The organism is Salinicola rhizosphaerae, assembly GCF_014652715.1.
GTDB classification, from domain to species: Bacteria; Pseudomonadota; Gammaproteobacteria; order Pseudomonadales; family Halomonadaceae; genus Salinicola; species Salinicola rhizosphaerae.
Map to the genome: position 1 here is coordinate 69,003 of NZ_BMZI01000002.1, position 25,130 is coordinate 94,132.

General features: G+C 62.8%; 21 protein-coding genes and 1 other RNA gene. 7 read left to right on the top strand and 15 right to left on the bottom strand.

Going from position 1 to position 25,130, the window contains the following annotated elements:
* Positions 1-16: 16 nt before the first annotated feature.
* Together ftsH and rlmE are read right to left on the bottom strand one after the other, a co-directional pair.
* Positions 17-1,987, bottom strand: a complete 1,971-nt coding sequence (gene ftsH, locus IE125_RS03710) for an ATP-dependent zinc metalloprotease FtsH (protein WP_189443257.1) — start codon at positions 1,985-1,987, stop codon at positions 17-19.
* Positions 1,988-2,077: 90 nt separating this feature from the next.
* Entirely contained in the window at positions 2,078-2,737 is a 660-nt protein-coding gene (gene rlmE, locus IE125_RS03715; RefSeq protein WP_189443258.1) for a 23S rRNA (uridine(2552)-2'-O)-methyltransferase RlmE, read from the bottom strand.
* Between the two features lie 262 nt (positions 2,738-2,999).
* Between rlmE and yhbY the strand changes: the two genes are divergently transcribed.
* On the top strand, positions 3,000-3,326 hold the full coding sequence (gene yhbY / locus IE125_RS03720; protein WP_189443259.1) for a ribosome assembly RNA-binding protein YhbY: 327 nt from the start codon (positions 3,000-3,002) through the stop codon (positions 3,324-3,326).
* A 226-nt stretch (positions 3,327-3,552) separates the two neighbouring features.
* On the opposite strand, the gene greA is transcribed toward yhbY, so the two are convergent.
* The 4 genes from greA to dapB form a co-directional block, all read right to left on the bottom strand.
* Complete coding sequence (gene greA, locus IE125_RS03725; RefSeq protein WP_189443260.1) at positions 3,553-4,029, bottom strand: transcription elongation factor GreA; 477 nt, start codon at positions 4,027-4,029, stop codon at positions 3,553-3,555.
* The gene (gene carB / locus IE125_RS03730; protein ID WP_189443261.1) at positions 4,022-7,255 is read right to left on the bottom strand and encodes a carbamoyl-phosphate synthase large subunit; all 3,234 of its coding nucleotides are present in this window, start codon (positions 7,253-7,255) and stop codon (positions 4,022-4,024) included. Before carB ends, greA begins: the two co-directional genes overlap by 8 nt.
* Positions 7,256-7,371: 116 nt before the next feature.
* Positions 7,372-8,529, bottom strand: a complete 1,158-nt coding sequence (gene carA / locus IE125_RS03735) for a glutamine-hydrolyzing carbamoyl-phosphate synthase small subunit (protein ID WP_189443262.1) — start codon at positions 8,527-8,529, stop codon at positions 7,372-7,374.
* Between the two features lie 389 nt (positions 8,530-8,918).
* On the bottom strand, positions 8,919-9,737 hold the full coding sequence (gene dapB, locus IE125_RS03740; RefSeq protein WP_189443263.1) for a 4-hydroxy-tetrahydrodipicolinate reductase: 819 nt from the start codon (positions 9,735-9,737) through the stop codon (positions 8,919-8,921).
* A gap of 110 nt (positions 9,738-9,847) precedes the next feature.
* Between dapB and IE125_RS03745 the strand changes: the two genes are divergently transcribed.
* Complete coding sequence (locus tag IE125_RS03745) at positions 9,848-10,807, top strand: esterase-like activity of phytase family protein (RefSeq protein ID WP_189443264.1); 960 nt, start codon at positions 9,848-9,850, stop codon at positions 10,805-10,807.
* Positions 10,808-10,893: 86 nt separating this feature from the next.
* Here the strand turns inward: IE125_RS03745 and dnaJ are convergent, their stop codons facing one another.
* The 3 genes from dnaJ to grpE all read right to left on the bottom strand — a co-directional run bounded on the left by dnaJ (position 10,894) and on the right by grpE (position 14,823).
* The gene (gene dnaJ / locus IE125_RS03750) at positions 10,894-12,039 is read right to left on the bottom strand and encodes a molecular chaperone DnaJ (protein ID WP_189443265.1); all 1,146 of its coding nucleotides are present in this window, start codon (positions 12,037-12,039) and stop codon (positions 10,894-10,896) included.
* A gap of 97 nt (positions 12,040-12,136) precedes the next feature.
* Entirely contained in the window at positions 12,137-14,071 is a 1,935-nt protein-coding gene (gene dnaK, locus IE125_RS03755) for a molecular chaperone DnaK (RefSeq protein WP_189443266.1), read from the bottom strand.
* Positions 14,072-14,196: 125 nt separating this feature from the next.
* Positions 14,197-14,823, bottom strand: a complete 627-nt coding sequence (gene grpE, locus IE125_RS03760) for a nucleotide exchange factor GrpE (protein ID WP_189443267.1) — start codon at positions 14,821-14,823, stop codon at positions 14,197-14,199.
* A 226-nt stretch (positions 14,824-15,049) separates the two neighbouring features.
* Between grpE and recN the strand changes: the two genes are divergently transcribed.
* Positions 15,050-16,723, top strand: coding sequence for a DNA repair protein RecN (gene recN, locus IE125_RS03765; protein WP_189443268.1), 1,674 nt, complete (start codon positions 15,050-15,052; stop codon positions 16,721-16,723).
* Between the two features lie 232 nt (positions 16,724-16,955).
* On the opposite strand, the gene fur is transcribed toward recN, so the two are convergent.
* On the bottom strand, positions 16,956-17,405 hold the full coding sequence (gene fur, locus IE125_RS03770) for a ferric iron uptake transcriptional regulator (RefSeq protein WP_189443269.1): 450 nt from the start codon (positions 17,403-17,405) through the stop codon (positions 16,956-16,958).
* A gap of 72 nt (positions 17,406-17,477) precedes the next feature.
* On the opposite strand from fur, the gene IE125_RS03775 reads away from it, so the two are divergent.
* Positions 17,478-17,900 (top strand): outer membrane protein assembly factor BamE, encoded by a 423-nt coding sequence (locus IE125_RS03775; RefSeq protein WP_189443270.1) that lies wholly within the window; start codon positions 17,478-17,480, stop codon positions 17,898-17,900.
* Positions 17,901-17,954: 54 nt separating this feature from the next.
* On the opposite strand, the gene IE125_RS03780 is transcribed toward IE125_RS03775, so the two are convergent.
* The gene (locus IE125_RS03780) at positions 17,955-18,254 is read right to left on the bottom strand and encodes an RnfH family protein (protein WP_229808911.1); all 300 of its coding nucleotides are present in this window, start codon (positions 18,252-18,254) and stop codon (positions 17,955-17,957) included.
* A 2-nt stretch (positions 18,255-18,256) separates the two neighbouring features.
* On the bottom strand, positions 18,257-18,691 hold the full coding sequence (locus tag IE125_RS03785; protein ID WP_189443272.1) for a type II toxin-antitoxin system RatA family toxin: 435 nt from the start codon (positions 18,689-18,691) through the stop codon (positions 18,257-18,259).
* A 146-nt stretch (positions 18,692-18,837) separates the two neighbouring features.
* Between IE125_RS03785 and smpB the strand changes: the two genes are divergently transcribed.
* Together smpB and ssrA are read left to right on the top strand one after the other, a co-directional pair.
* Positions 18,838-19,317: an SsrA-binding protein SmpB gene (smpB, locus tag IE125_RS03790; protein WP_189443273.1), complete on the top strand. Its 480-nt coding sequence runs from the start codon at positions 18,838-18,840 to the stop codon at positions 19,315-19,317.
* Between the two features lie 84 nt (positions 19,318-19,401).
* Positions 19,402-19,781, top strand: a transfer-messenger RNA (tmRNA) gene (gene ssrA / locus IE125_RS03795).
* 76 nt (positions 19,782-19,857) lie between these two features.
* Here the strand turns inward: ssrA and IE125_RS03800 are convergent.
* The 3 genes from IE125_RS03800 to IE125_RS03810 all read right to left on the bottom strand — a co-directional run bounded on the left by IE125_RS03800 (position 19,858) and on the right by IE125_RS03810 (position 22,328).
* Positions 19,858-20,046, bottom strand: coding sequence for a hypothetical protein (locus IE125_RS03800; RefSeq protein ID WP_189443274.1), 189 nt, complete (start codon positions 20,044-20,046; stop codon positions 19,858-19,860).
* Between the two features lie 109 nt (positions 20,047-20,155).
* Positions 20,156-20,359, bottom strand: a complete 204-nt coding sequence (locus IE125_RS03805) for a hypothetical protein (RefSeq protein WP_189443275.1) — start codon at positions 20,357-20,359, stop codon at positions 20,156-20,158.
* A gap of 196 nt (positions 20,360-20,555) precedes the next feature.
* Positions 20,556-22,328: an alginate O-acetyltransferase AlgX-related protein gene (locus IE125_RS03810; RefSeq protein ID WP_189443276.1), complete on the bottom strand. Its 1,773-nt coding sequence runs from the start codon at positions 22,326-22,328 to the stop codon at positions 20,556-20,558.
* Between the two features lie 315 nt (positions 22,329-22,643).
* Between IE125_RS03810 and IE125_RS03815 the strand changes: the two genes are divergently transcribed.
* Entirely contained in the window at positions 22,644-25,097 is a 2,454-nt protein-coding gene (locus IE125_RS03815) for a mechanosensitive ion channel domain-containing protein (protein ID WP_373297362.1), read from the top strand.
* Positions 25,098-25,130: the final 33 nt, after the last annotated feature.

The following is a 25,130-nucleotide window of genomic DNA, read 5'->3' on the forward strand; positions in this document are numbered from 1 at the left end:
GTTGCTGCCGATGCTGTCAGGGCCCGGCGGGTCCGCCCAGCGGGTCGGAAGGCCGACGCCCGCCGGCTTCGTCGTCGCTACCCTCTTCACCGGGCTGCGGCTCGGGATCTCCGACTGGCTGGCCATGGCCTGAACCGGTGGTCGGGCCGTTGTCGTCCCAATCCTTCGGCGGCTTCGGCTTGCGCCCTTCCATGATGTCCTTGAGCTGATCTGAGTCGATGGTCTCGTACTGCATCAGCGCTTCGGCCATCAGGTCGAGCTTGTCGCGGTTTTCCTCAAGGAGCTTGCGCGCCGTGGCGTAGCACTCGTCGATGATGCGTCGCACTTCCTTGTCGAGACGCGTCGAAGTCTCGCCGGAAGTGAGCTTGCCGCCGCCCTGACCCGGGCCGCCGAGGAACTGGTGCGACTCATCCTCGTCGTACATCAGCGGGCCCATCTCTTCGGAGAGCCCCCACTTGGCGACCATGCTGTGCGCCAGCTCGGTCGCCCGCTTGATGTCGTTGGACGCGCCCGTGGTGACGCCGTTCGGACCCAGCGTCATCTCTTCGGCGATACGGCCGCCGAACAGCGAGCACAGCTGACTAATGATCTGCTGGCGCGAATAGCTGTAACGATCCTCGAGCGGCAGGAACATCGTCACGCCCAGGGCGCGACCACGCGGAATGATGGTCACCTTGTAGACCGGATCATGCTCCGGCATCAGCAGCCCGATAATGGCGTGCCCGGATTCGTGATATGCCGTGTTGAGCTTTTCCTTTTCGGACATAACCATCGACCGGCGCTCGGCGCCCATCATGATCTTGTCCTTGGCCAGCTCCAGCTCTTCCATGCCGACGGTGCGCCGGTTGCGCCGCGCCGCGAACAGCGCCGCCTCGTTGACCAGATTGGCCAGATCCGCGCCCGAGAACCCCGGCGTACCACGCGCAATGATGCTCGCCTGAACACCGTCGCCCATCGGCACCTTGCGCAGGTGCACGTTTAGGATGTGCTCGCGCCCGCGAATATCGGGCAGCGGTACGGTGACCTGACGGTCGAATCGGCCGGGACGCAGCAGCGCCGGGTCGAGCACGTCGGGACGGTTAGTCGCGGCGATCACGATGATGCCATCGTTGGCCTCGAAGCCGTCCATCTCGACCAGCAGCTGGTTAAGGGTCTGCTCGCGCTCGTCATGTCCACCGCCCATGCCGGAGCCACGATGTCGGCCCACGGCATCGATCTCATCGATGAAGATGATGCAGGGCGCCTGCTTCTTGGCCTGCTCGAACATGTCACGAACGCGTGACGCCCCCACGCCGACGAACATTTCGACAAAGTCCGAACCGGAGATCGAAAAGAACGGCACCTTGGCCTCGCCGGCGATCGCCTTGGCGAGCAACGTCTTGCCGGTACCCGGCGGGCCGACCATCAACACGCCACGCGGAATCTGGCCACCCAGGCGCTGAAATTTCGACGGATCCTTGAGGAAGTCGACCAGTTCGACAACCTCCTCCTTGGCCTCGTCGCAACCGGCGACATCGGCAAAGGTAGATTTGATCTGATCCTGGCTCAGCAGCTTGGCCTTCGACTTGCCGAAGCTCATTGGCCCGCCGCGACCACTGCCACCGCCCTGCATCTGCCGCATGAAGAAGATGAAGATGCCGAGAATCAGCAGAATCGGGAAGCTGGCGATCAGCAGTCGTGTCCACAGACTCTGCTGTTCCGGCTTCTGACCGACCACCGTCACGTCATGAGAAAGCAGGTCATCCATCAGCTTTGGATCCTGCGCAGCAGGCCGGATGGTCTGGAACTGCGTGCCGTCATTGCGCTCACCATTGACGGTATAACCGTCGATGGTGACGCTGCGGACCTGGTCGTTCTGGACCTGCTCCACGAATTGGGAGTAGCTCATCGTCTGCGGCGAGCTATCCACACTGAAGTTGTTGAACACCGTCAGCAGGACCGCCGCGATGACCAACCATAGAATTAGATTCTTCGCCATGTCGTTCAAGACACCACCCTCGTAGTACGAATCCTGCTGCCAGCGCTTATCATGGTTCGACCCTATCTCATATGGGGCCGCACGGCCATGCTTGCAAGCCTAGCCCTGAAATCCCTGCGCGAGCAGATAGACTTCTCGCGAACGGGCGCGAGACGCCTCCGGCTTGCGTGTGACCACCTTGCGGAAGCTCGATCGCAGATCACGCAGGTAGTCGTCGAAACCTTCGCCCTGAAACACCTTGGCCAGAAAATGGCCGCCCGGTGAGAGCGTCTGCCGGGCCAAATCGAGTGCCAGCTCGACCAGGTACATCGCCTGCGGCTGATCGATCGCTGCCATTCCGCTCATGTTCGGCGCCATATCGGACAGCACCAGGTCGACGGGGCGCTCACCCAGCTCGGCGAGGATCGCATTCAACACCGGCTCCTCGGTGAAATCGCCCTGAATGAAGCTGACGCCGGCCAGCGCGTCCATCTCCAGAATGTCGGAAGCGATCACCATGCCCTGCGGGCCGACCTTCTCGGCCGCGATCTGGCTCCAGCCACCGGGGGCCGCACCGAGATCGATTACCGACATACCGGGGCGGAGCAGCTTGTCGCGCTCGTCGAGTTCGAGCAGCTTGTAGCTGGCGCGCGAGCGATAGCCATCCTTCCAGGATTGCTGAACATAGCGGTCGTCGAAGTGCTCCTTCAACCACCCGGCACTACTCTTGCTCTGCCTGGAAGCAGAGCTCGTCTTGTCGGAATTCGAGGGGCGAGCCACTGACGATCACCTGACGGTCAAGATATGGAAATATACGAATGGAGAGGGAATCGGGATGCACCACACCGGCTGACCGGGAGGCATGGCAGCGGAAGCGCACCAGCACGACAATTCGACCCACCTTTCCCGGGAACGCCGAAAGCCTTACCATGGCGCGATTCGACGGTGAAGGCCGAGGCATCGCTGAGCGCCAAGACCGTCAACGACTCCATCCAGAACCGCTAGCGGCCAACGCTGGGCGAACTCCAACGGTCACACTATCATGAGCTTGTCACCCGCACAAAAGAAAGCCTACCGCAGTATCGGCCACCATCTGCAGCCGGTTGTCACCGTCAGCGAGAATGGCCTCAGCGAAGGCGCCCAGCAGGAACTCGAGCGCGCTCTGCGCGACCACGAACTGATCAAGGTCAAGCTGGCGCTACCGGAACGCGACGATCGCCACGCCATGATCGAAGCGCTCGTCGAAGTTTCTGGCGCCGAACTGGTCCAGGCACTCGGCAAGGTCGCGCTACTCTACCGCCACAACCCCAAGGCCAACCCGAAGCTCTCCAACATCACCCGCGCCGAAAATCATCACGGCCGGCACTGAGCGCGAAAGCCGCGAGCCGCGAGCCGCGAAAATCGCAATGCTCCTGAACGAGAGAAGCCGCGACAGTGTCGCGGCTTCTCTCATTGACAGCTGCCTGTTTTGCAAGCGCTTGCGAGCTAGGCACAAACAAGGCGAAAGCGGCCGAGGCAGCGGAGTTTACGGGGTGTAAATGAGCATGCCGAGGCCGCTTTCAACGCCGTTTGACCGACGCGCAGCAGCGCGGCGATCAGAGATGCTCGACGCTCGAGATCTCGTACTCTACATCACCACCCGGCGTGCGCACATTGACCACGTCGCCCTCCGCCTTGCCGATCAGCGCCCGCGCGATTGGTGAAGTCACGGAAATCTTGCTCGCCTTGATGTCGGCTTCGTCCTCGCCGACGATCTGGTAGCGCACCTCTTCATCGGTCTCGAGGTTGATCAGCTCGACGGTCACACCAAAGATGACGTTGCCGCTCTTGGGCATTTTGGTGACATCGATGACCTGCGCCAGCGACAGCTTGCCCTCGATCTCCTGAATACGCCCCTCGATGAAGCCCTGCTGCTCGCGCGCCGCGTGATACTCGGCATTCTCCTTGAGATCGCCATGTTCGCGCGCTTCGGCGATGGCGGCAATGACACGCGGGCGCTCCTCACCCTTGAGATGGTTGAGCTCGTCGCGAAGCGCCTGCTCGCCGTGGACGGTCATCGGGACCTTATTCATGAAATGCTCCTGCGTGCTGTTCCTGCAGCCGCCGCACCGTGATCTCGTTACCGTACTCCAGCGCCATGCAGACGGCCTTGGCCCCTGCCAGCGTCGTGGCATAGGGAACCTTGCGCGCCAGCGCGGTGCGCCGAATGACCGAGGAATCATTGATCGCCTGGCGGCCTTCCGTGGTATTGACGATATAGGCGATCTCGTCGTTCTTGAGCAGATCGACGATATGCGGGCGGCCTTCGTAAACCTTGTTGACGACGGCAACGTCGAGGCCCGCCTCTTCCAGAGACTGGGCCGTGCCGCGCGTTGCCACGAGAGTGAAACCCAAGGCTAGCAGAGTTTGGGCCACCTCGATAACACCTTGCTTGTCCGGATCGCGCACCGACAGGAACGCCTTGCGCTCGCCGGTCAGGCGCGGGATTGCCTCGCCGGCACCCAGCTGTGCCTTGTAGAACGCCTCGGCGAAGGTGGTACCGCTGCCCATCACCTCGCCGGTGGATTTCATTTCCGGCGACAGAATCGGGTCGACGCCGGGGAACTTGTTGAACGGGAAGACCGCTTCCTTGACGCTGAAATAGCCCGGAATCAGCTCGCGCGTGAAGTTCTGCTCGGCGAGCGTCTTGCCAGCCATGCAGCGCGCCGCCACCTGGGCCAGCGAAGTCCCGATGCACTTGGAAACGAACGGCACCGTGCGCGAGGCGCGAGGGTTGACCTCGATCACGTAGATCTCGCCATCCTGCCAGGCGAGCTGAACGTTCATCAGACCGACGACATTGAGCTCCACCGCCATACGCTTGACCTGATCGCGCATCTCGTCCTGGACATCCTTCGGCAGCGAGTAGGGCGGCAGCGAGCACGCCGAGTCTCCGGAGTGCACGCCGGCCTGCTCAATGTGCTGCATGATGCCGCCGATCACGACCTGCTGACCGTCGGAGACCGCGTCGATGTCGACTTCGACGGCCGCTTTCAGGAAGTGATCCAGCAGCACCGGCGAGTCGTTGGAGACCTTGACCGCATGGGTCATGTAGCGCTCGAGCTCCTCGGCGCTGTAGACGATCTCCATCGCCCGCCCGCCAAGCACGTAGCTCGGGCGCACCACCAGCGGATAGCCGATCTTCTCGGCCTTGGAAAACGCCTCATCGAAGCTGCGCGCCGTCGCGTTGGGCGGTTGCTTGAGACCGAGCTTGTCGATCATCTTCTGGAAGCGCTCGCGATCCTCGGCGCGATCGATCGCGTCCGGTGTGGTGCCGATGATCGGCACGCCGGCGGCCTCCAGCGCACGCGCCAGCTTGAGCGGCGTCTGGCCGCCGAACTGCACGATCACGCCAACCGGCTTCTCCTTGTCGGCGATTTCGAGCACATCCTCGAGCGTTACCGGCTCGAAGTAGAGACGGTCGGACGTATCGTAGTCGGTGGAGACGGTCTCCGGGTTGCAGTTGACCATGATCGTCTCGTAGCCATCCTCGCGCATGGCGAGCGCGGCGTGGACGCAGCAATAGTCGAACTCGATACCCTGGCCGATCCGGTTGGGCCCGCCACCGAGAACCATGATCTTCTGGCGGTCGGACGGCTCGGCCTCGCACTCCTCCTCGTAGGTGGAGTACATGTAGGCGGTGTCCGAGGCGAATTCGGCCGCGCAGGTGTCGACCCGCTTGTAGACCGGGCGAATGTCGAACTCACGCCGGCGATTGCGGAACTCGCCTTCGGAGACACCGATCAGTTTCGCCAGCCGCGCATCGGAGAAACCCTTGCGCTTGAGGCGGAAGAGCTCATCGGCACTGAAATCTCCGAGCGAGCGCTTGGCGACTTCGCTCTCGAGCCGAATCAGCTCCTCGAGCTGAACCAGGAACCAGCGGTCGATATTGGTCAGCGCGAAGACCTCGTCGACGCTCATGCCGCTGCGCATCGCATCCGCCACGTAGAAGATGCGCTCGGCACCGGCTGCCTGCAGCTCGCCCTTGATCAGCGCCATGTTCTCGGTCGAGAAATCCGTCACCTTCGGGTCGAGACCGTCGACACCGATCTCGAGACCGCGCAGCGCCTTCTGCATCGACTCCTGGAAGGTCCGCCCGATCGCCATCACCTCGCCGACCGACTTCATCTGCGTCGTCAGGCGGTCGTTGGCCTGGGGAAATTTCTCGAACGTGAAACGCGGAATCTTGGTGACGACATAGTCGATCGACGGCTCGAACGAGGCCGGCGTCGCGCCGCCGGTGATGTCGTTCTGCAACTCGTCCAGGGTATAGCCGACAGCCAGCTTGGCGGCGATCTTGGCGATCGGGAAGCCGGTCGCCTTGGAGGCGAGCGCCGAGGAGCGCGACACCCGCGGGTTCATCTCGATCACGACCATGCGTCCGGAATCCGGGTCAACGCCGAACTGGACGTTGGAGCCGCCGGTTTCGACACCGATCTCGCGCAGCACCGCAAGCGATGCGTTGCGCATGATCTGATACTCCTTGTCGGTCAGCGTCTGTGCCGGCGCGACGGTAATCGAGTCCCCGGTATGCACGCCCATCGGATCGAAGTTCTCGATGGCGCAGACGATGATGCAGTTGTCGTTCTTGTCGCGAACGACCTCCATCTCGTACTCCTTCCAGCCGAGCAGCGACTCGTCGATCAGGAGCTCGTGATTGTTGGAGAGCTCGAAGCCGCGACCGCAGATCTCCTCGAACTCCTCCTTGTTGTAGGCGACACCGCCACCGGAGCCTCCCATCGTGTAGGAGGGGCGGATGATGACCGGAAAACCGAGCGATGCCTGGATCTCCCAGGCTTCGTCCATCGTGTGAGCGACCTTCGCCTTGGGACACTGAAGGCCGATATTTTTCATCGCCTTGTCGAACAGATCGCGATCTTCGGCCTTGTTGATGGCATCGGCATTGGCACCGATCATCTCGACGCCGTACTTGTCGAGCACGCCGTGCTTGTCGAGATCCAGCGCACAGTTGAGTGCGGTCTGGCCGCCCATGGTCGGCAGAATCGCCGACGGACGCTCTTTCTCGATGATCTTCTCCACCGCCTGCCAGGTGATCGGCTCGATGTAGGTCGCATCGGCCATGACCGGGTCGGTCATGATGGTGGCCGGGTTGGAGTTGACCAGAATGACGCGGTAACCCTCTTCACGCAGCGCCTTGCAGGCCTGGGCCCCGGAGTAGTCGAATTCGCACGCCTGCCCGATGACGATGGGGCCGGCGCCGATGATCAGAATGCTGTCGAGATCCGTACGTTTTGGCATGCGCTAACACTCGTCGAGAAGAGGGGGCGGCGACTCGCGCCACCCCGAAATAGGGTTCAGTAGTTAAAGTGCGGTCGCCGTTCGATCGCGACCGCCAGAGCTCGGCGCTGGCCGACTCAGGCCGCAGCCGGTCGGCGCGCCTGCATCATCGTCACGAAACGATCGAACAGCGGCGAGACGTCCTGCGGCCCGGGACTCGCTTCCGGGTGCCCCTGGAAACTGAACGCGGGGCGATCGGTCAGCTCGATGCCCTGCAGCGTGCCGTCGAACAGCGAACGATGGATCGCGCGCACGTTGGCCGGCAGGCTGGTCTCGTCGACGGCAAAGCCATGGTTCTGACTGGTGATCATGACGTGGCCACTGTCGAGATCCTGCACCGGATGGTTGGCACCGTGGTGGCCATGATTCATCTTGACCGTCTTCGCCCCGGCAGCCAGCGCCAGCAGTTGATGGCCCAGGCAGATACCGAAGACCGGCACATCGGTTTCGAGAATCTCGCGAATGGCCGCGATGGCGTAGTTGCAGGGTTCCGGGTCGCCCGGGCCGTTGGCCAGGAAAACGCCGTCCGGGTTCATTGCCAGCACGTCGGCCGCTGGGGTCTCGGCCGGCACGACGGTCAAGCGGCAGCCGCGCGAGGCGAGCATGCGCAGGATGTTGTGCTTGACGCCGTAGTCGTAGGCAACCACATGGTATGGGCGACTATTTCGGCCGGTGTCTGCGTAACCACTGCCAAGCGCCCACTCGCCCTCGCTCCACTCGTAGGTCGCCTTGCAGGAGACGACCTTGGCCAGATCCATGCCCTTGAGGCCGGGAAACTCTCGCGCTGCCGCTAGCGCGCGCTCGACGGCATCGTCGCCGGTCGCGGCATCACCGGCCAGAATCGCGCCGTTGAGCGAGCCCTTGCTGCGCAGCAGGCGAGTCAGCCTGCGGGTATCGATATCGGCAATGCCGAGCACGTTCTGCGCGGCGAGATAATCCGAAAGGCTCTGCTCGCTGCGGAAGCTGCTGGCCATGAGCGGCAGATCGCGAATGACCAGGCCGGCGGCGGCGATGCTCGTCGACTCGATATCCTCGGCATTGATGCCGGTATTGCCGATATGCGGGTAGGTCAGCGTGACGATCTGGCGGGAATAGGAAGGATCGGTGAGGATTTCCTGATAACCGGTCATGGCGGTGTTGAACACCACCTCCCCGCTGGTTTGCCCATCGGCTCCGATCGCAGTACCGTGAAATACACTACCGTCTTCGAGAGCCAGTATCGCGGGTCTGTTCAAGGCAACATCCTCCTCACTGGTCACCAACTGTGCTGCAACGGGTCAAACCCGTCACCCAAATTCTCGTTGCCCGGGCGATACACCATCAGACGTCAGGTCGTAAAAAAGCGGGACGAAATCGGCGTACCGGTTTCATCCCGCTTGATGTGTCTGACTGCTGCATCGCGTTCGGTGGCTCTCGATTGCTCGGTGGATGGCTCTCTTCATGTCATCGCCATCATCGATCTGATAGCGAGAGGGATCTGAATCACAAGGATCCGCATCACAAGAGAAAACCTGCCGATAACGCCATGCCTGTGCGGCTTCGCCCGGCCAAATTGGCGAAATGGTACCGGAAAGTCGTTCCGAGCTCTACCCCTGACGACGGCACAAGCCAAATCTGTCCCGGCTTATCCTTCCGATGGCTTGAGGCCGAGCACGTCCTGCATGTCGTAGCGCCCCGGCGCCTTCCCATCGACCCAGGTCGCTGCGCGCACCGCGCCGTTGCCAAACGTCAGCCGGCTCGATGCCTTGTGAGTGATCTCGATACGCTCGCCCTCGGCAGCAAACAGCACCGTGTGCTCACCGACGATGTCGCCACCGCGAATCGTGGCGAAGCCGATCTCCTTCGGATCGCGCGGCCCGACCTGGCCGACGCGCTCGAATACGCCGTGCGTTTTCAGATCCCGCCCGAGCGGCTCGGCCACGGCCTCGCCCAGCATCAGCGCCGTGCCGGAGGGCGCATCGACCTTGTGGCGATGATGCGCCTCGATCACCTCGATGTCATACCCGGCATCGCCTAGCGCCTTGGCGGCCGTCTTGAGCAGGTTCACGGTCAGGTTGATGCCGGTACTCATGTTGGCAGAGAACACCATCGGAAGCCGCGCGGCATAGCCGTTCAGCGCATCGAGCTGGGACTCGTCGAATCCGGTCGTACCGATCACGATCGCCTTGCCGTTATCCGCACACCAGGCCAGGTTGTCGAGTGTCAGCGCCGGTGACGAGAAGTCGATCAGCACCTCGAAGTCGGACTTCGCCTCGTCCAGCGACCCCACGAGCGCCACGCCGACCCTGCCGAGACCCGCCATCTCGCCGGCGTCGCTGCCGATCAGCGAACTCTCCGGACGCACGATCGCCGCACCCAGCTCGGCCGTCTCCGACTTGTGCACCGCTTCAAGCAGAATTCGCCCCATGCGGCCTGCCGCTCCCATGATCGCTATGCGCGTCATCACGCCTCCCTTGCTCTCGATTGATCGTTGATGGCGGCATTATATCAGCCACCACTTGCCGATCGCGCCACTACACTGGATGACGTCACCGTTCGCCGGAGCCGATACGCATGCCATGCCATCTTCACGCTTTGACCTGGATTGCCGGTGCCACGTTGCTGGCCGGCTGCAGCGCCGTTCCTCACCGCACGGCGCTTGCCCCGAGCGACCTTCTGGCGAGTACGTCACCGGTCGAGTGGTGCGGCACGCTGGCACTGCCGGCCAAGTGGCAGGACGGCACGCCGGTCGGCGGCCTGTCTGGTCTCGGCTGGGACGCCGATGAATCGATGCTGTTTCTGGTTTCCGACCGTGGCTGGCTGCACCGCGCGCGCCTGGTCTTCAGCGGCAGCGGCGAACTGCGCGACTACGTGCCGCTCGATACCTATCCCCTGCGCGGCGAGGACGGCGCCATTCTCGATAGCGCCGAGAGCGACGCCGAGGCGCTGACGCTCGAGAACGCCAATGATGGCGTTCGCGGCAACACTCAGCTGGTCATCGGCTTCGAGGGCAACGTCCGCTGGCAGCGCTTCCTCCCTTCCGGCATCGCCAGCGAGCCGGCTCGACGCCCGGCGGCGCTGAGCGATGTCGAGAAGAACGGCGGCCTCGAGGCGCTGACGGCCCTTCCCGACCGGGGCCTCATCGGCGGGATCGAGCGCCCGCCGCACGGCTGGCCCGAGAAGATGACGCGACTGTTCACGCTGGATGGCGCGAACGAGTGGCGCTACCCGCTGGCCAGCAACGCCAATAGCGCGCTGACCGCGCTGGAAGTGCTCGACAATGGCGATCTGCTGGCCCTCGAGCGCGCCTACACGCCACCGACTTCCATCGTCATCCGCCTGCGTCGCGCGCACCTCGAGTCCGGTGGTCGCGTGGAGGTCAGCGACCTGGCGAGACTCTCCAACGGCAGCGGGTGGTCGCTGGACAACTTCGAGGGGCTAACGCGGATTGGTGACAACCGCTACCTGATGGTCAGCGACGACAACTTCAGCGTGCTGCAGCGCACGCTGCTGAGCTGCTTCGAGGTACAGTAGGATCGCTGAGTGGCCCGTGACCCCACGCGAAAAACCCCGCGCGGCTGGCCGCACGGGGTTCATCAAGGCCTGTTTCGCCGTCTCGCCTAGGGCTTCATATCCTCGAAGAAGCGCTTCACGCCGTCGAACCAGCCCTCCTTCTTCGGCGAGTGACGACTGGCGCTACCCAGACTCTCCTGGAACTGCCGCAGCAGCGCCTTCTGATCGTCGTTCAGGTTAACCGGTGTTTCCACTACCACCTTGCAGATCAGATCGCCGGCCGGGCCACCGCGTACCGGCTTGACACCCTTGCCGCGCAGCCGGAACAGCTTGCCGGTCTGCGTCTCCGCGGGAATCTTGAGCTTGACCCGACCTTCCAGCGTCGGCACTTCCAGCTCGCCACCAAGGGCGGCGTCGACGAAGTTGATTGGCACTTCGCAGTGCAGATGGCGCCCGTCACGTTCGAAGATCGGGTGCGCCTTGATATCGGCCTGCACGTACAAGTCGCCCGCCGGGCCCCCGTTCAGTCCCGCTTCGCCCTCGCCGTTGAGACGAATGCGATCGCCGGTGTCGACACCGGCCGGAATCTTGACCGACAGGGTACGCGTCTCGCGAACGCGGCCTTCGCCGTGGCACTTGCGGCAAGGCACCTTGATCGACTGACCGCTGCCATGACAGGTCGGGCAGGTCTGCTGCACGGCGAAAAAGCCCTGCTGCATGCGCACCTGGCCGACACCGTGACAGGTCGGGCAGGTCTCCTTGCTCGAGCCCGGCTCGGCGCCGCTGCCGTCACAATGGCCGCACTCCACATGGCGCGGCACGCGAATGTCGACGGTGGTACCGAACACCGCGTCCTCGAGATCGAGCTCGAGGTTGTAGCGCAGATCGCTGCCGCGCTGCGGCGCGTTCGGATTGCGGCGCGCACCGCCGCCGCCGAAGATGTCACCGAAGACATCACCGAAGATATCGCTGAAGCCACCCGCACCGGCGCCACCAAAGCCGCCGCCGCCAAAACCTCCGCCTTGACCATCGACGCCGGCATGGCCGAACTGGTCGTAGGCCGCGCGCTTCTGGTCATCGGAGAGCACTTCGTAGGCATCGGAGACCTCGCGGAATTTCTCCGCTGCCTGCTGGTCGTCCGGATTGCGGTCCGGATGATACTTCTGCGCCAGCCGACGGTAGGCCTTCTTGATCTCCTTGCCATCGGCGCCTTTGTCGACGCCGAGCACTTCGTAGTAGTCACGTTGGGACATTACTGAGTCCGCCTCCGTGTCGAAGCCGTGCAAACAGCAGCGCGGGAGTCACAAGGCTCCCGCGCTGCCAGCGTCTACACGACGTCAGACGTCGTGTTTATTGCTTTTTCTGATCGTCGTTGACTTCTTCGAACTCAGCGTCAACCACGTCATCCTCTTTCTTGCCGGACTGCTGCGCGCCGTCCTGCTCACCAGCCGCTTCCGCGCCTTCGCCCTGCTCGGCATACATCTTCTGTGCCAGGTTGCCGGACGCTTCGGTCAGCGCATCGAGTTTGGCCTGGATCTGATCCTTGTCGTCACCCTTGAGCGCTTCCTCGAGTTCGCTGATGGCGGTCTCGATCTTGCTCTTCTCGTCGGCTTCGACCTTGTCGCCCGCTTCTTCCAGCGTCTTGCGCGCGGCGTGGATCATGCCGTCGGCCTGGTTGCGCAGCTGCACCAGCTCCTCGAACTTCTTGTCCTCGGCCTCGTGGGCTTCGGCGTCCTTGACCATCTGATCGATCTCGTCATCGGAGAGACCGCCGGAGGACTTGATCACGATCGACTGCTCTTTGCCGGTCGCCTTGTCCTTCGCGGTGATGTTCAGGATACCGTTGGCGTCGAGATCGAACGCGACCTCGATCTGCGGCACGCCGCGCGGCGCCGGCGGAATGTCGGCCAGATCGAAACGGCCCAGAGACTTGTTCTGACCGGCCTGCTTGCGCTCACCCTGCAGCGCGTGAATGGTCACGGCCGTCTGGTTGTCTTCGGCCGTCGAGAAGGTCTGCGTCTTCTTGGTCGGGATCGTGGTGTTCTTCTCGATCAGCGGCGTCATGACGCCACCCAAGGTCTCGATACCCAGCGTCAGCGGCGTCACGTCGAGCAGCAGCACGTCCTTGACGTCACCGCCCAGCACGCCACCCTGAATGGCCGCACCCATGGCGACGGCTTCGTCCGGGTTGACGTCCTTGCGCGCTTCCTTGCCGAAGAAGTCGGCAACCTTCTGCTGCACCAGCGGCATGCGGGTCTGACCGCCGACCAGGATGACGTCGTGAATCTCGCTGTTGGAGAGACCGGCATCTTCCATCGCCGTCTTGCAGGGGCCGAGCGAGCGCTGAACCAGGTCTTCGACCAGCGACTCGAGCTTGGCACGCGTGACCTTGACCGCCAAGTGCTTGGGCCCGGTATTGTCGGCCGTGATGTACGGCAGATTGACCTCGGTCTGCTGCGCGGAAGAGAGCTCGATCTTGGCCTTCTCGGCGGCTTCCTTCAGGCGCTGCATGGCGAGACTGTCGCCGGACAGGTCGATACCGGAATCGCTCTTGAACTGCTGAACGAGATAGTCGATCAGCTTGAGGTCGAAGTCTTCGCCGCCGAGGAAGGTGTCCCCGTTGGTGGCCAGCACCTCGAACTGCTTCTCGCCGTCGACATCGGCCACTTCGATGATGGAGATATCGAAGGTACCGCCACCCAGGTCATAGACCGCGATGGTGCGGTCGCCCTGCGAGCGATCCATGCCGTAGGCCAGTGCCGCGGCCGTCGGCTCGTTGATGATACGCTTGACTTCGAGACCGGCGATACGACCGGCGTCCTTGGTCGCCTGACGCTGGGAGTCGTTGAAGTAGGCCGGCACCGTGATCACGGCTTCGGTCACGGTCTCGCCGAGATAGTCTTCGGCGGTCTTCTTCATCTTCTTCAGCACTTCGGCGCTGACCTGCGGCGGCGCCAGCTTGCTGTCACCGACCTTGACCCAGGCATCGCCGTTATCGGCTTCGACGATCTCGTAAGGCACCATTTTGATGTCTTTCTGGACGACGTCGTCCTTGAATTTGCGGCCAACCAGACGCTTGATGGCATACAGCGTGTTGGTCGGGTTGGTCACGGCCTGGCGCTTGGCGGCCTGACCGACCAGCGTCTCGCCATCATCGGTGTAAGCGATGATCGACGGCGTGGTGCGTGCGCCTTCGGCGTTTTCGATGACGCGAGTCTTGTCACCATCGAGAACAGCGACACAGGAGTTGGTCGTACCCAGGTCAATGCCAATGATGCGTCCCATAATTCCTCACCTCTAAAATGCGTTGACGATTCGATTTCGTGATGGCGCCGATAGCGCGTTTGAATGCTAGATGGGGTCTTGCCGGCGCCTTTCAAGTCCCGATGGCACCGGCATGCGCCCTCGCCTCAGCCGGCGGCCTTGCTGACCACGACCATCGCCGGCCGCACCAGACGACCGTTGAGCGTGTAGCCCTTCTGCATCACATCCATCACCGTGTTCGGCTCGAGCTCCGGGTTGGGCACCATGGTCATCGCTTCATGGAACTGCGGGTCGAATGGCTCGCCCTGCGGGTCGATCGGTTCGACGCCGAACTTGCCCAGCACGTCGAGCTGCATCTTGAGCGTCATGGCTACCCCCTCGCGGTGGGTCTCTTCGACGTCCTGCATGCTCTCCAGCCCCTTCTCGAGACTGTCGACGACCGGCAGCAGCTCCTTGACGAACTTTTCGAGCGCGAATTTCTTCGCCTTGTCCGCATCCTGTTCGGCACGGCGGCGCGCGTTCTGCGCCTCGGCGGCAGCACGCATGGATTGATCCTTGGCATCCGTGAGCGCTTGCTCGAGTTCCTCGACCTTGGCCGCCAGCACTTCGGCCTCCGGGTTGGCTTCACCCTCGGCCGTGTCGAGATCGTTTTCGATCTCCTCGGCGAACTCTTCGATGGTGCCTTCGACCGGCGCTTCGACGGGCTGCGGCTCGACATCGCGCTGGGCGCGTTCGATCTCTTCGTCTACGGGCTTTTGCGGATCTCTGGCCATGTACCCCTCCTGGCAGCGTGTTCTGGCAACGGATCGGAAAGAAGCAAAGTCCCACGCTATATGGGGCCCGAGAATGCGATCTCAAGCACCCGGTCGCCAAACCTGTTCCCGGACCCGGCAATTCATTGAAGGGGATCATCGACTACTGTATAAACAACCAGACCGCCATCGGCGGATTTCCGGTCACCCTTCACCGGCCGGCCGCCATCGACGCTCGGGAGGCAGCATGCTGATTCAGCTCGCGATCCGTGATTTCGCCATCGTCGACACCCTCGACCTGGAGTTCCATTCCGGCATGACCGCCATCACCGGCGAGACCGGCGCCGGTAAATCGATACTGCTTGGCGCGCTGGGGCTCTGCCTGGGTGAACGCGCCGATGCGGGTGGCGTGCGCCATGGCGCCGAGCGCGCCGACCTGAGCGCTCGCTTCGATATCACCGAGCGAGCCGACGCGCGGGCATGGCTCGCCGCGCGCGAACTTCCCGTCGATGACTGCCTGCTGCGCCGCGTCGTCACCGCGAGCGGCCGTTCCAAGGCGTGGATCAACGGTCAACCCGCCACGGTCACCGACCTGCGCGAGCTCGGCGAACATCTCATCGATGTCCACAGTCAGCACGCCCACCAGGCACTCTTGAACGAAGAGACACACCGACGCCTGCTTGACGACGCTGCCGGGCACCAGGCCGCCGTGATCCAGCTGGCCGCCCTGTATAAAGAGTGGCACGCACTGCGCCGCCAGTATCGCGAGCGCAGCGAGAACGATGAAGAGCGCCAGGCCAAGCGTCAGCTTCTGCGCTATCAGGTCGAGGAGCTCGATCAGCTCGACCTGCACGCCGACGAGCTGGCCCAGCTGGAACAGGAGCAGGAAACGCTCGCCCACCTCGAGGAGACGCTACGCGAGGCGCAGTTCGCTGCCGACAGCTGCGATCACGATGAAGGTGGTGCGCTGACGCTGCTGCAACAGGCCACGCAGCGGCTCTCCAAGGTACCGGGCAGCGATCGCGGCGGGCTCTCGGAGGCGCTGGGCATGCTCAACGACGCCCAGATCCAGATCGAAGAAGCCGCCCGCGAGCTGCACCACTTCGTCGAGTCGACAGAGATGGACCCGCAGCGCCTGGCATGGGTCGAGGATCGTCTGGGGGAGATTCACCGCATCGCGCGCAAGCATCACGTCATGCCGGAAGAGCTGACCGAGCTTCACCAGCGTCTCGCTGCCGACCTCGCCGTCCTCGAGAATGGCGACGACGACCTCGAAACCCTGCGCGGGAAGCTCGAGGAGCTGCGCCAGCAATACCGAGAAGCGGCAAGAAAGATCAGCGAGACACGCCAACGCACCGCCAAGCGATTCGCCAGGCAGGTGCAGGATCAGCTGGCGTTTCTCGGCATGGAAAAAGCGAGCTTTGCGGTCGATGTCTCGCCGCTGGAAAACCCGCAGCCTCACGGCCTCGACCGAGTCAGCCTGCAGATGAGCGCCAACCCCGGCCAGCCTGCAAGACCGCTTGCCAAGGTCGCCTCCGGCGGCGAACTCTCTCGCGTCAGCCTGGCGATCCAGGTCGTGGCAGCGAGCCACAGCACGCTGGCAACGCTGGTTTTCGACGAAGTCGACGTCGGCATCTCCGGCGCCACGGCCGAGATCGTCGGCCAGCTGCTGCGCCGCCTCGGCGGTCAGGCTCAGGTGATGACGGTCACCCATCTGCCGCAGGTCGCGGCGCAGGCACACCAGCACCTGCACATCGAGAAACGTTCCAACGACCGCGCCACGCGTACGCAGATGTCCCAGCTCGACGAGGCCGGCCGCGTGCGCGAGCTGGCTCGCATGCTGGGTGGGGTCAAGCTATCGGACCGGACACTGGCGCACGCTCGCGAAATGCTCGACGCCAGTCAGAGTGCGGCACACTGATTGGCAAGACCGTGCATCCGACGGCGATGCCTTACGAGCACGGCGCCCCTCAACCATGACGCCCCTCGACAATGGCGCCCCTCTACCCTGGCGTCACCCTGGCGTCCCAGAGCCGACGCCCCAGAACCGACGCCGCTGAAACGACGAACGCCGACCTCGAAAGGTCGGCGTTCTATTGTTCGGGGACTGCGATTGTGCTGCCGCCGCTCTCGGCAAGTGCCGTCGGGAACGGTTACTTCTTTACGCCATCCTGACGTGTCGCCTTGGAGCCGCGCGGGCGAACGTAGAGCACCAACGCGTGTTCGACGAGCTCGTAGCCGTGCTCTTCGACGATCTCGCGCTGACGCCGTTCGATCTCTTCATCGAAGAACTCAACGATTTCGCCGGATTCCAGATCGACCATATGGTCGTGGTGCTCTTCCTGCGACATCTCGAAAACGGCGTGACCGCCGTCGAAATTGTGCCGCACCACCAGACCAGCGGCCTCGAACTGAGTCAAAACACGGTATACCGTGGCTAATCCGACGTCTTCTCCCGATTCCAGCAGTGCCTTATAGACGTCCTCGGCGCTCATGTGGAGCTCTTCTTCCATCCGAGTCGCTTCGAGGATCTGCAGAATCTTGACACGTGGCAGAGTGACCTTCAGCCCCGCCTTGCGCAATTCTTGGTTTTCGTCGGCCATGGTCGCTCTTCGCAGTAGCGTCTCGTGTCGGGTATGATCAATCCACGCAACGATAGTGAAAGACGGACTCAAATGCAAAACCTGATCAGAACGGTCGTACTCCTCTCCGCAGCCACTCTCATCACCGGTTGCAGCTACTTTGGCGTCTACAAAAGAGACATCCCCCAAGGCAATCTCATTACCCAGGAAATGGTCTCCCAGCTGCACACCGGCATGAGCAAGGCTCAGGTCGCACAGATCATGGGAACGCCACTGCTCGAGGCACCTTTCTCTGCCGATCAGTGGGATTACGTGTTCTATCTCGACGAAGCCTACGGCGATACGGTCGAAAAGCGTCTGACGCTGACCTTCCAGAACGACCAGGTCGTCGATATCGCCAAATCCGGCGACATGGACTCCAACGTCGAGCTCAACCAGGACAGCGGGCCCGGACCGGCCGTGGAAGGCGCTGGCGAGGGCACTGCCACGCCGCGAATCGGCCCCAGCGGCATCTGACCCGTAGACCAGGTCGCCCGTCGCGAGGCCACCGATCGCGCAGCCGTGGATCGCCTAGTCTGAGGTCCGCGCGGCGCGATCACGCCGCGCCTGCTTAGGATCGATCTCCAGCGGGCGATAGACCTCGACGCGATCGCCGGGGCTCAGCTCATGACGTGCCGGGTCGCGCAGTCGGGCGCCGAAGATCCCGATCGGCAAGCGCTCGATCGCTGTCGCATCCCAGGCGGGCACGCGTGCCGGCAGGTCGGCGGCAATGACCGCTTCTTTCGCGGTCATGCCTGGTGTCAGCGCGACGTCGACGATGACCTGCCGCGTCGGCGTCGCGAACGCCACCTCGACGAAAGGCGTCGTCACGCTCAATGGCCGTAGAGCTGGTCGGCGCGCCGCGTGAAGGCGTCGACCAGTTGCCCGGCCACCTGCTGAAACAGCCGGCCGAATGCCATGCCGAGCAGGCGATTGCTGAATTCGAACTCCATCTCCAGCTCGATCTTGCAGGCCTCCTCGCCCATGCGCCGGAAATGCCAGCGCCCTCTCAGTCGTTTGAACGGGCCATCGACGAGCGACAGATCGATGCGCTCGGGATGCTCCAGATCGTTGCGCGTGGTCACGCTCTGCTCGACGCCACCCTTGGCCAGCGTCATCTTGCCGATCAGATAGTCATCGCCCCGCTCGACCACGTTGGCACGTCGGCAGCCCGGCAGGAATTCAGGGTAACGTTCGAAATCATTGACCAGCTCGAACATCTGCTCCGGGGTATGCCGAACGAATGCGGATCGGTTCACGCTTGGCATGGGTCTCTCCACTGATTTATCGCCCCGATGCGCGTATCATGGGCTGCGTTTCTCGAATGCTTGAATGATATCACGCCAGCCCCCACGTCTGCGGGACAGCGGAGTTCACCATCGTCAAGCCGAGGCCACTGCCGTGAAGAGGTTGCATGGGTAAGAAGAAGACCAACGCGCCAGGCGACAACACGATTGCCCAGAACAAGAAGGCTCGCTTCGAGTATCACATCGACGAGACCTTCGAGGCGGGCCTGTCGCTGGCCGGCTGGGAAGTCAAGAGCCTGCGCGCAGGCAAGGCGCAGCTGACCGACACCTACATTCTCGTCAAGAACGGCGAGGCGTGGTTGCTCGGCAGTCATATCATGCCGCTCAATACGGCCAGCACCCACGTCCTCGCGGACCCGACGCGGACGCGCAAGCTGCTGCTGCATCGCAAGGAGATTGCGAGGATATTCTCCCGAACGCAGGAGAAGGGACACACCTGTGTCCCGCTCAAGCTCTACTGGAAGAAGAACATGGTGAAGTGCGAGCTGGCGCTGGTGCGCGGCAAGCAGCTGCACGACAAGCGCGCCACGCAGAAAGAGCGCGACTGGAACCGCGAGAAAGCTCGCGTCATGCGCGATCACGCCTGAACCGGCGTAGCTGTCGCAAAGGTTTGATCTTGCGGTTGATATGGCGTGAGAGCGCCACCACCTGATAGAATGATGACGCGTTACGGGGGCGACATGGCTTCGACGCCGATGACAATCCCTGAGGTGCATGCCGAGAGCGTAACGTATCTCGTAAATCCAACGTTACAATTGAATAGTCGCAAACGACGAAAACTACGCTCAGGGCGCACTGGCAGCGTAAAAACTGCTAGCTGTTAGCCTGGCCTCAAAGCGATGTGCCCATTCATCGTGGCGAGGAGATGAGCTCAGATTGATGGGACCGCGGATGTCAGCGCTCTCCTGACATTCGTTAAACCTTAGAGAGATCGCGAGATGCTATCCTGCCCGTCGGAGAGCATTGAGTTAAATCAAAAGACGGAACTAAGCATGTAGAGCCGATGGGCGAGTGTCGGCGGACGGGGGTTCAATTCCCCCCGCCTCCACCAAACACCGAAACGAGAAGGGCCCCGATCACTGATCGGGGCCCTTCTCGTTTGCCTATGGCGTCGGGCCTTCCCGAGCTCAGAGGCCGGGGCGAGCAGGCACCTTCTGGTGCACGGCGGACATGGCGCGCTCCAGATCGTCGCTCTTGCATTTGAATGCCGCGCAGTCGGCGCAGCGAACATCCTGAACGTCATCTGCCAGCGTCGGCAGCATGAACTGATCACTGCCGCAGACGTTGCAGCTGAGATCGAGTGTCACCTTGAGCATGTCGAAACAATTCCCTGAGTCGATAACCGGCAGCGCTCGAGGACCGAGGCCGCCTAGCGTTGGTTTTGGTTTTGGTATGGTCGTGATGCTGTGCCTGCCGGGCGCAAGGTCACGCCGGCGTCATCACCCGCAGAAGGGCGTGAGAACGCAGGCAAGACTGAACGAATAGCGAAGGGGACTCGCGTTCGGAAAGCGCCTGACGGGTGGCGAGAAATTCACCACAGATCTGGCAGTCGATCGCTTCCGGTGACGAGAGGGCCTCGGCTGACGCGGTCTGATGGCCACCGCAGCGCGGGCATTCGATGTGATGCATGAGACTCCCTCCTTGGCTTCTCGAGTGGCATCGGTCCTGATCGTCGCGCGCCTACCTTGGCAGACTTTGTCACCGCCGACAAACACCTTGTAACTCGCCACTGACAGGGAGGATGTCGATAAGCGCCGCCCGCGGTCACCGGCCTTGCCTCGACCTGACGACCGCCATCGCGCTAATGACGAGAGTCTCGTGCTGCTCAGGACCGCTCTGGTGGCGAGAGTATCGCCTGCGAGAAGGAGAAATAGGGCTCGGCAACCGGCTGAGAAGCCAGGTTAGCCTTCAGCTCGGCTTTGGCTGCGGGAGCCAGCTTGCCACCAATGGCAACGGGATTGGCCTCATCCAGGCTCTCCATCAACTTGCCGGCCTGCGTCAGGTAGCGCTCGTTGGTCTGCACGATCACATGAGCCGCCCGCTCCAGCTCGACGACCTCGCTGACGTAGGAGCCGGGAAGATTGAGCGTGACCACCCGCTGGAAAAGATAGGCGAACAGCCGCGCGAAGCCACCGGCGCCCACCGACGACCCCCCGAAGATCACCAGCGTCTTGCGGTACCGGGCCAGTTCGTTGGTAAACATCGTGATATTGCCGGTACCCGGTATGTCATTGGCAAAGGCGCGGCGGACGGCGCTCTCACCAATGAAGCTGACCACCGTTGTGGCCGACGTCGCGGGCGGGTCGATCTTGGAGCCGAGATCCCCGACGACATCCTGCGCCACGAATCGAAACTGACTGTCGACATCGTCGTCGTAGCCGAAGCGTCGCAGACAGTCGCGAAACGCCAGATAAGCCCCTCGCCCACTCCAGTGCGTGTCGGTGGGATAGTAGCTGGCGGCGTCATCCTGCATCGTCGCCAACGGATCGAGATACTCCAGCGCGGCGGCCTCGAATATCGCCTTGACCTGCTCGGTGACCGTGACATCCGCCTTGTCGTAGGGATAGCGCTCGGGTCTGACCTTCTCCTTGGCATTGGCGATCAGAAACAGCAGCGAGCGCTCGCGCTGCAGCGCCTTGAAGCCCTCCGCGAATCGCTCCCAACGCTGCCGCTCCTCCTGGCTCAACAGGCGCTGACCGGTAAAGAGATCGATACTGGCGTTCACATCGTTGGCCAGAAACAGCCAATTCTGCTGCCCGACCAGCACCTCCATGACCGGTTCCAGCTTGAGGCGGTAGCTCCAGTGCTCGACCCCGCTGCACTCCACGCCGATCTCGGCACCCGGTGTGAGTTCGAGCTGGCCGGAGAAGCGCCACCCCTCGAGCGCCTCCGCGTGACCTTGCGATGCCGGTACCATGGGATAGGCTTCGGCCGCCTCGCCCCGGCGGACGATGAGCGATGCCGGTGCGCTCGCCGCCATAGTGGCCTCCACCGAAATCCGGCTCAGCGCACGGCGATTGCCGATGCGGCGCTGATCGGCCGCCAACTCGAGCGACAGCGGCGATGCCTCGTCGATCTTGACGAGCTCGACGCGATACTTCTTCGCCCGCCGGCTGGCGACGATATCCTGGAGTGCGGTTGCGCCAGCGTGACCGGGCCGATAGCGCAGGAATCGCGCGAGCAGCGTCGACGCCTGTTCGAGATCGTCACGCTCGACACAGACCCGTGCGTGACGCAGAAAGATGAAGTCCGAAAACTCGTCCCAGCCGGACTCGATGACTCGCCAGCGCTCATCGGCCGCCGTCCAGTCGCGGCACGCCATGGCCGACTCGGCGTGCGCGACCCGGACCGCGAGAGAATCCGGATATTTCTGGACCGCCAGCGTGGTAACGCTCTCGCAGCGCTCCCGGCTCCCGCTCGCCGCGTAGGCTCTGGACAGCAGCATGAGCAGCTCGCGCGAATCGTCACCGGCCCGAAAACCCGGCTCCAGCAGCGCGACGACCGCTTGAGGCTGCTGTGCGATCAGGCGCTCGACCCGCTCCTGAGAAGAGGGCTCGGAAACGGCGGCCGCCGCGTTGGATTCCAGCAGTGATCCCATGACAGTAGCCCTCGCGTCTTGGCAGTAGATAGACAATGGCCGCTCGGCTGGCGCCCTGACATTGACTGTAACGTTGAAGGGATGAGCCGGGGTATCGCTCCACGAGCGTGAAAATACTCAGTCTCCATGGATGAGCTTTATGCGCGCCGTCGTCGGTGCGCCATGGCAATAGCGGCGAGATTGGCTAGCCTCTGTTAAGCCCGTTCGTCTCGGGAAGGGCAAATTTCCTACTGCCAATAAAGTGTTACCCTAAGAGAGCTTAAGTCGGCGCTGAGCTGCCGTATCGAATTGCCCATACGACAAGGAGGTTGACGCGTGACAACCCTTCGCCCTGATCGCTGGCTTGGTCGCTGGCTGTTATTGATGTTACTGGTGTTCTGCGCACCCGTGCTGGCCCAGGAGAGCAGCGCCGGCAACGGACAGAATGCCCAGGAGGGACCGGCCTACTCGACCATGGCCGACCTGCTGGAGAACCAGGATTCTCGCCAGGCGCTGATCGACCAACTGCGCCAGCTCGCCGCGCAGCAGGAATCCGGTAACTCAGAACAGGCAGCGGAAAGCGGTGACAATGCGCCACCGTCGAGCGATGAAGCCGCCGCTGACACGAGCGGCTCGAGCGAGAGCTCGGCCCAGGCCGATGAGGGTGACAGCGCGCAGACCGCCGTCTCGTTTCCTCGCCGCATGGCGCAGGTCACCAGTGATTTCGCCAGCGACATCGGCGGTCAGCTGACCGCGCTCGCCACCATGATCGGCGGCTTCTTCTCCAGTGGTGATGCCAGCGCCGCCAGCGGTCCCGCCTTCAGCATGAGCGACTTCATCAGCGCCGCCATCGATCTGGTGCTGGTCATTGCCGCTACCGTCGTCGCCTTCATGATCCTGCGCAAGATCGCCAGCCCGCTCTTTGCCAAGTGCAGCCAGTGGGCGCTCAAGGGGGAAGGCCGCGGCCATCTGCTGCGGGTCATCATCGGCGTGATCCTCGCCGCCATCGTCGACGTCATCGTCGTCGTGCTGGCCTATGTGGCCGGCAATCTGGTCGCCACCTTCCTGGTCGGCGAGAGTGGCAACCTCGACACGCGACTGTCGCTGTTCCTCAACGCCTTCCTGCTGATCGAGCTGTTCAAGTGCGCGCTGCGCGTGATCTTCTCCTCGCGCCACGAAGGGCTCCGGCTGGTCAGCATCGAAGCCGCGCAGGCCAGCTATGCCAACCGGTTTTTGGCCACCATGGCAGGACTGATCGGCTACGGCATGCTGGTGGCGGTGCCGATCATCAACGCCAATCTTTCCATGGCGTTCGGCAAGGCCGTCAGCGTCGTCATCATGCTGGTTGCACTGATCTGGGCCATTCGCGTCATCCTGAAAAAACGCATCGCGGTACGCGACATGATCGCCGCCAAGGCCGATGCCGCGCAGATGGCTGCCTCGCGCATGGCACTGCGCCTTCTCTCGAAGGTCTGGCACATCATCGCCCTGCTCTACGCGCTGATGGTGTTTGCCGTCACGCTTCTGCATCCGGAAACCGCGCTACCGTTCGTACTCGTCGCGACGGTCAAGACGGTCATCTACATCGGTCTCGGCATGCTCGTCTCCGGGCTGCTGGCGCAGCTGATCGGCAATCAGATCACACTCTCCGATGACCTGCGTCAGCGCTTGCCGCTGCTCGAAGGGCGCCTGAATTCCTACATACCGACGCTTCTGAAGATCATTCGCGCGATCATTCTGATTGCCGTGGTGATGTACGTGCTCGACGCCTGGGGCACCTTCGATCTGGCCGCCTGGTACGCCACCGATGCCGGGGCGCACACCGTCGCTACCGTCGTTCAGGTAATTCTGATTCTCGTCGTCGCCGCTGCGGTCTGGATCGGTCTCGCCAGCCTGATCGAGAACTATCTCAATCCGGAAACCGGCGGCGGCGCGCCGACGGCCCGCGCCAAGACGCTGATGAGCCTGTTCCGCAATGCGCTCGCGATCACGCTGATCATCATGACGGTGATGATCGTGCTGTCGCAGATCGGTATCAATATCGGCCCATTGATCGCCGGCGCCGGGGTACTGGGCCTGGCCATCGGCTTCGGCGCCCAGAAGCTGGTACAGGACGTCATCACCGGTGTCTTCATCCAGCTCGAAAACGCCATGAATACCGGCGACGTGGTCACCGCCGGCGGCATCACCGGTACTGCCGAGCGGGTCAGCATCCGCTCGGTGGCGATCCGCGATCTGTCCGGCACTTACCACATCGTGCCGTTCTCCTCGGTGGATACCGTCTCCAACTTCATGCGTGACTTCGGTAACCACGTCGGTGAGTACGGTATCGCCTACCGCGAGGACATCGACTACGCGATCGAGCAGTTGCAGGCGGCCTTCGACGAGCTCAAGGAGAACGAAGAGCACGCCCACAAGCTGCTGGCACCGCTCACCGTTGCCGGCGTCGTGGCGCTGGCCGACAGCTCGGTCAACATCCGTGTGCTGATCAAGACCACGCCGGGCGATCAGTGGGGCGTCGGACGCGCCTACAACCGACTGGTCAAGCTCTACTTCGACAAGGCCGGTATCGAGATTCCATTCCCGCATACCACGCTCTACTTCGGCGAAGATCGCGACGGTTCCGCGCCGCCCGCCCATGTCCGCGTGCTGCGTGACGACAAGCGCGATATCCCCGGCACGGCGGAAGACAAGACGGACGCCGCCGAACCGGATACGACGCCAAGGGACGAGACGCACCGTAAACCGACCCACGACGATGTGGATGACGATTCGGAAGGGGAGCGCTGATCTTCTCGACGAACCGATGCTTCAAGGCCGCCT

What these genes read in the sequence shown, in the direction of transcription:
- recN (WP_189443268.1), top strand. Translation starts at nt 15,050, where the DNA reads ATGCTGATTCAGCTCGCGATCCGTGATTTCGCCATCGTCGACACCCTC.
- dapB (WP_189443263.1), bottom strand. Translation starts at nt 9,737, where the DNA reads ATGACGCGCATAGCGATCATGGGAGCGGCAGGCCGCATGGGGCGAATT.
- IE125_RS03800 (WP_189443274.1), bottom strand. Translation starts at nt 20,046, where the DNA reads ATGCTCAAGGTGACACTCGATCTCAGCTGCAACGTCTGCGGCAGTGAT.
- IE125_RS03785 (WP_189443272.1), bottom strand. Translation starts at nt 18,691, where the DNA reads ATGCCAAGCGTGAACCGATCCGCATTCGTTCGGCATACCCCGGAGCAG.
- IE125_RS03805 (WP_189443275.1), bottom strand. Translation starts at nt 20,359, where the DNA reads ATGCATCACATCGAATGCCCGCGCTGCGGTGGCCATCAGACCGCGTCA.
- dnaK (WP_189443266.1), bottom strand. Translation starts at nt 14,071, where the DNA reads ATGGGACGCATCATTGGCATTGACCTGGGTACGACCAACTCCTGTGTC.
- carB (WP_189443261.1), bottom strand. Translation starts at nt 7,255, where the DNA reads ATGCCAAAACGTACGGATCTCGACAGCATTCTGATCATCGGCGCCGGC.
- smpB (WP_189443273.1), top strand. Translation starts at nt 18,838, where the DNA reads ATGGGTAAGAAGAAGACCAACGCGCCAGGCGACAACACGATTGCCCAG.
- yhbY (WP_189443259.1), top strand. Translation starts at nt 3,000, where the DNA reads ATGAGCTTGTCACCCGCACAAAAGAAAGCCTACCGCAGTATCGGCCAC.
- IE125_RS03810 (WP_189443276.1), bottom strand. Translation starts at nt 22,328, where the DNA reads ATGGGATCACTGCTGGAATCCAACGCGGCGGCCGCCGTTTCCGAGCCC.
- IE125_RS03775 (WP_189443270.1), top strand. Translation starts at nt 17,478, where the DNA reads ATGCAAAACCTGATCAGAACGGTCGTACTCCTCTCCGCAGCCACTCTC.
- IE125_RS03745 (WP_189443264.1), top strand. Translation starts at nt 9,848, where the DNA reads ATGCCATGCCATCTTCACGCTTTGACCTGGATTGCCGGTGCCACGTTG.
- greA (WP_189443260.1), bottom strand. Translation starts at nt 4,029, where the DNA reads ATGAATAAGGTCCCGATGACCGTCCACGGCGAGCAGGCGCTTCGCGAC.
- fur (WP_189443269.1), bottom strand. Translation starts at nt 17,405, where the DNA reads ATGGCCGACGAAAACCAAGAATTGCGCAAGGCGGGGCTGAAGGTCACT.
- dnaJ (WP_189443265.1), bottom strand. Translation starts at nt 12,039, where the DNA reads ATGTCCCAACGTGACTACTACGAAGTGCTCGGCGTCGACAAAGGCGCC.
- grpE (WP_189443267.1), bottom strand. Translation starts at nt 14,823, where the DNA reads ATGGCCAGAGATCCGCAAAAGCCCGTAGACGAAGAGATCGAACGCGCC.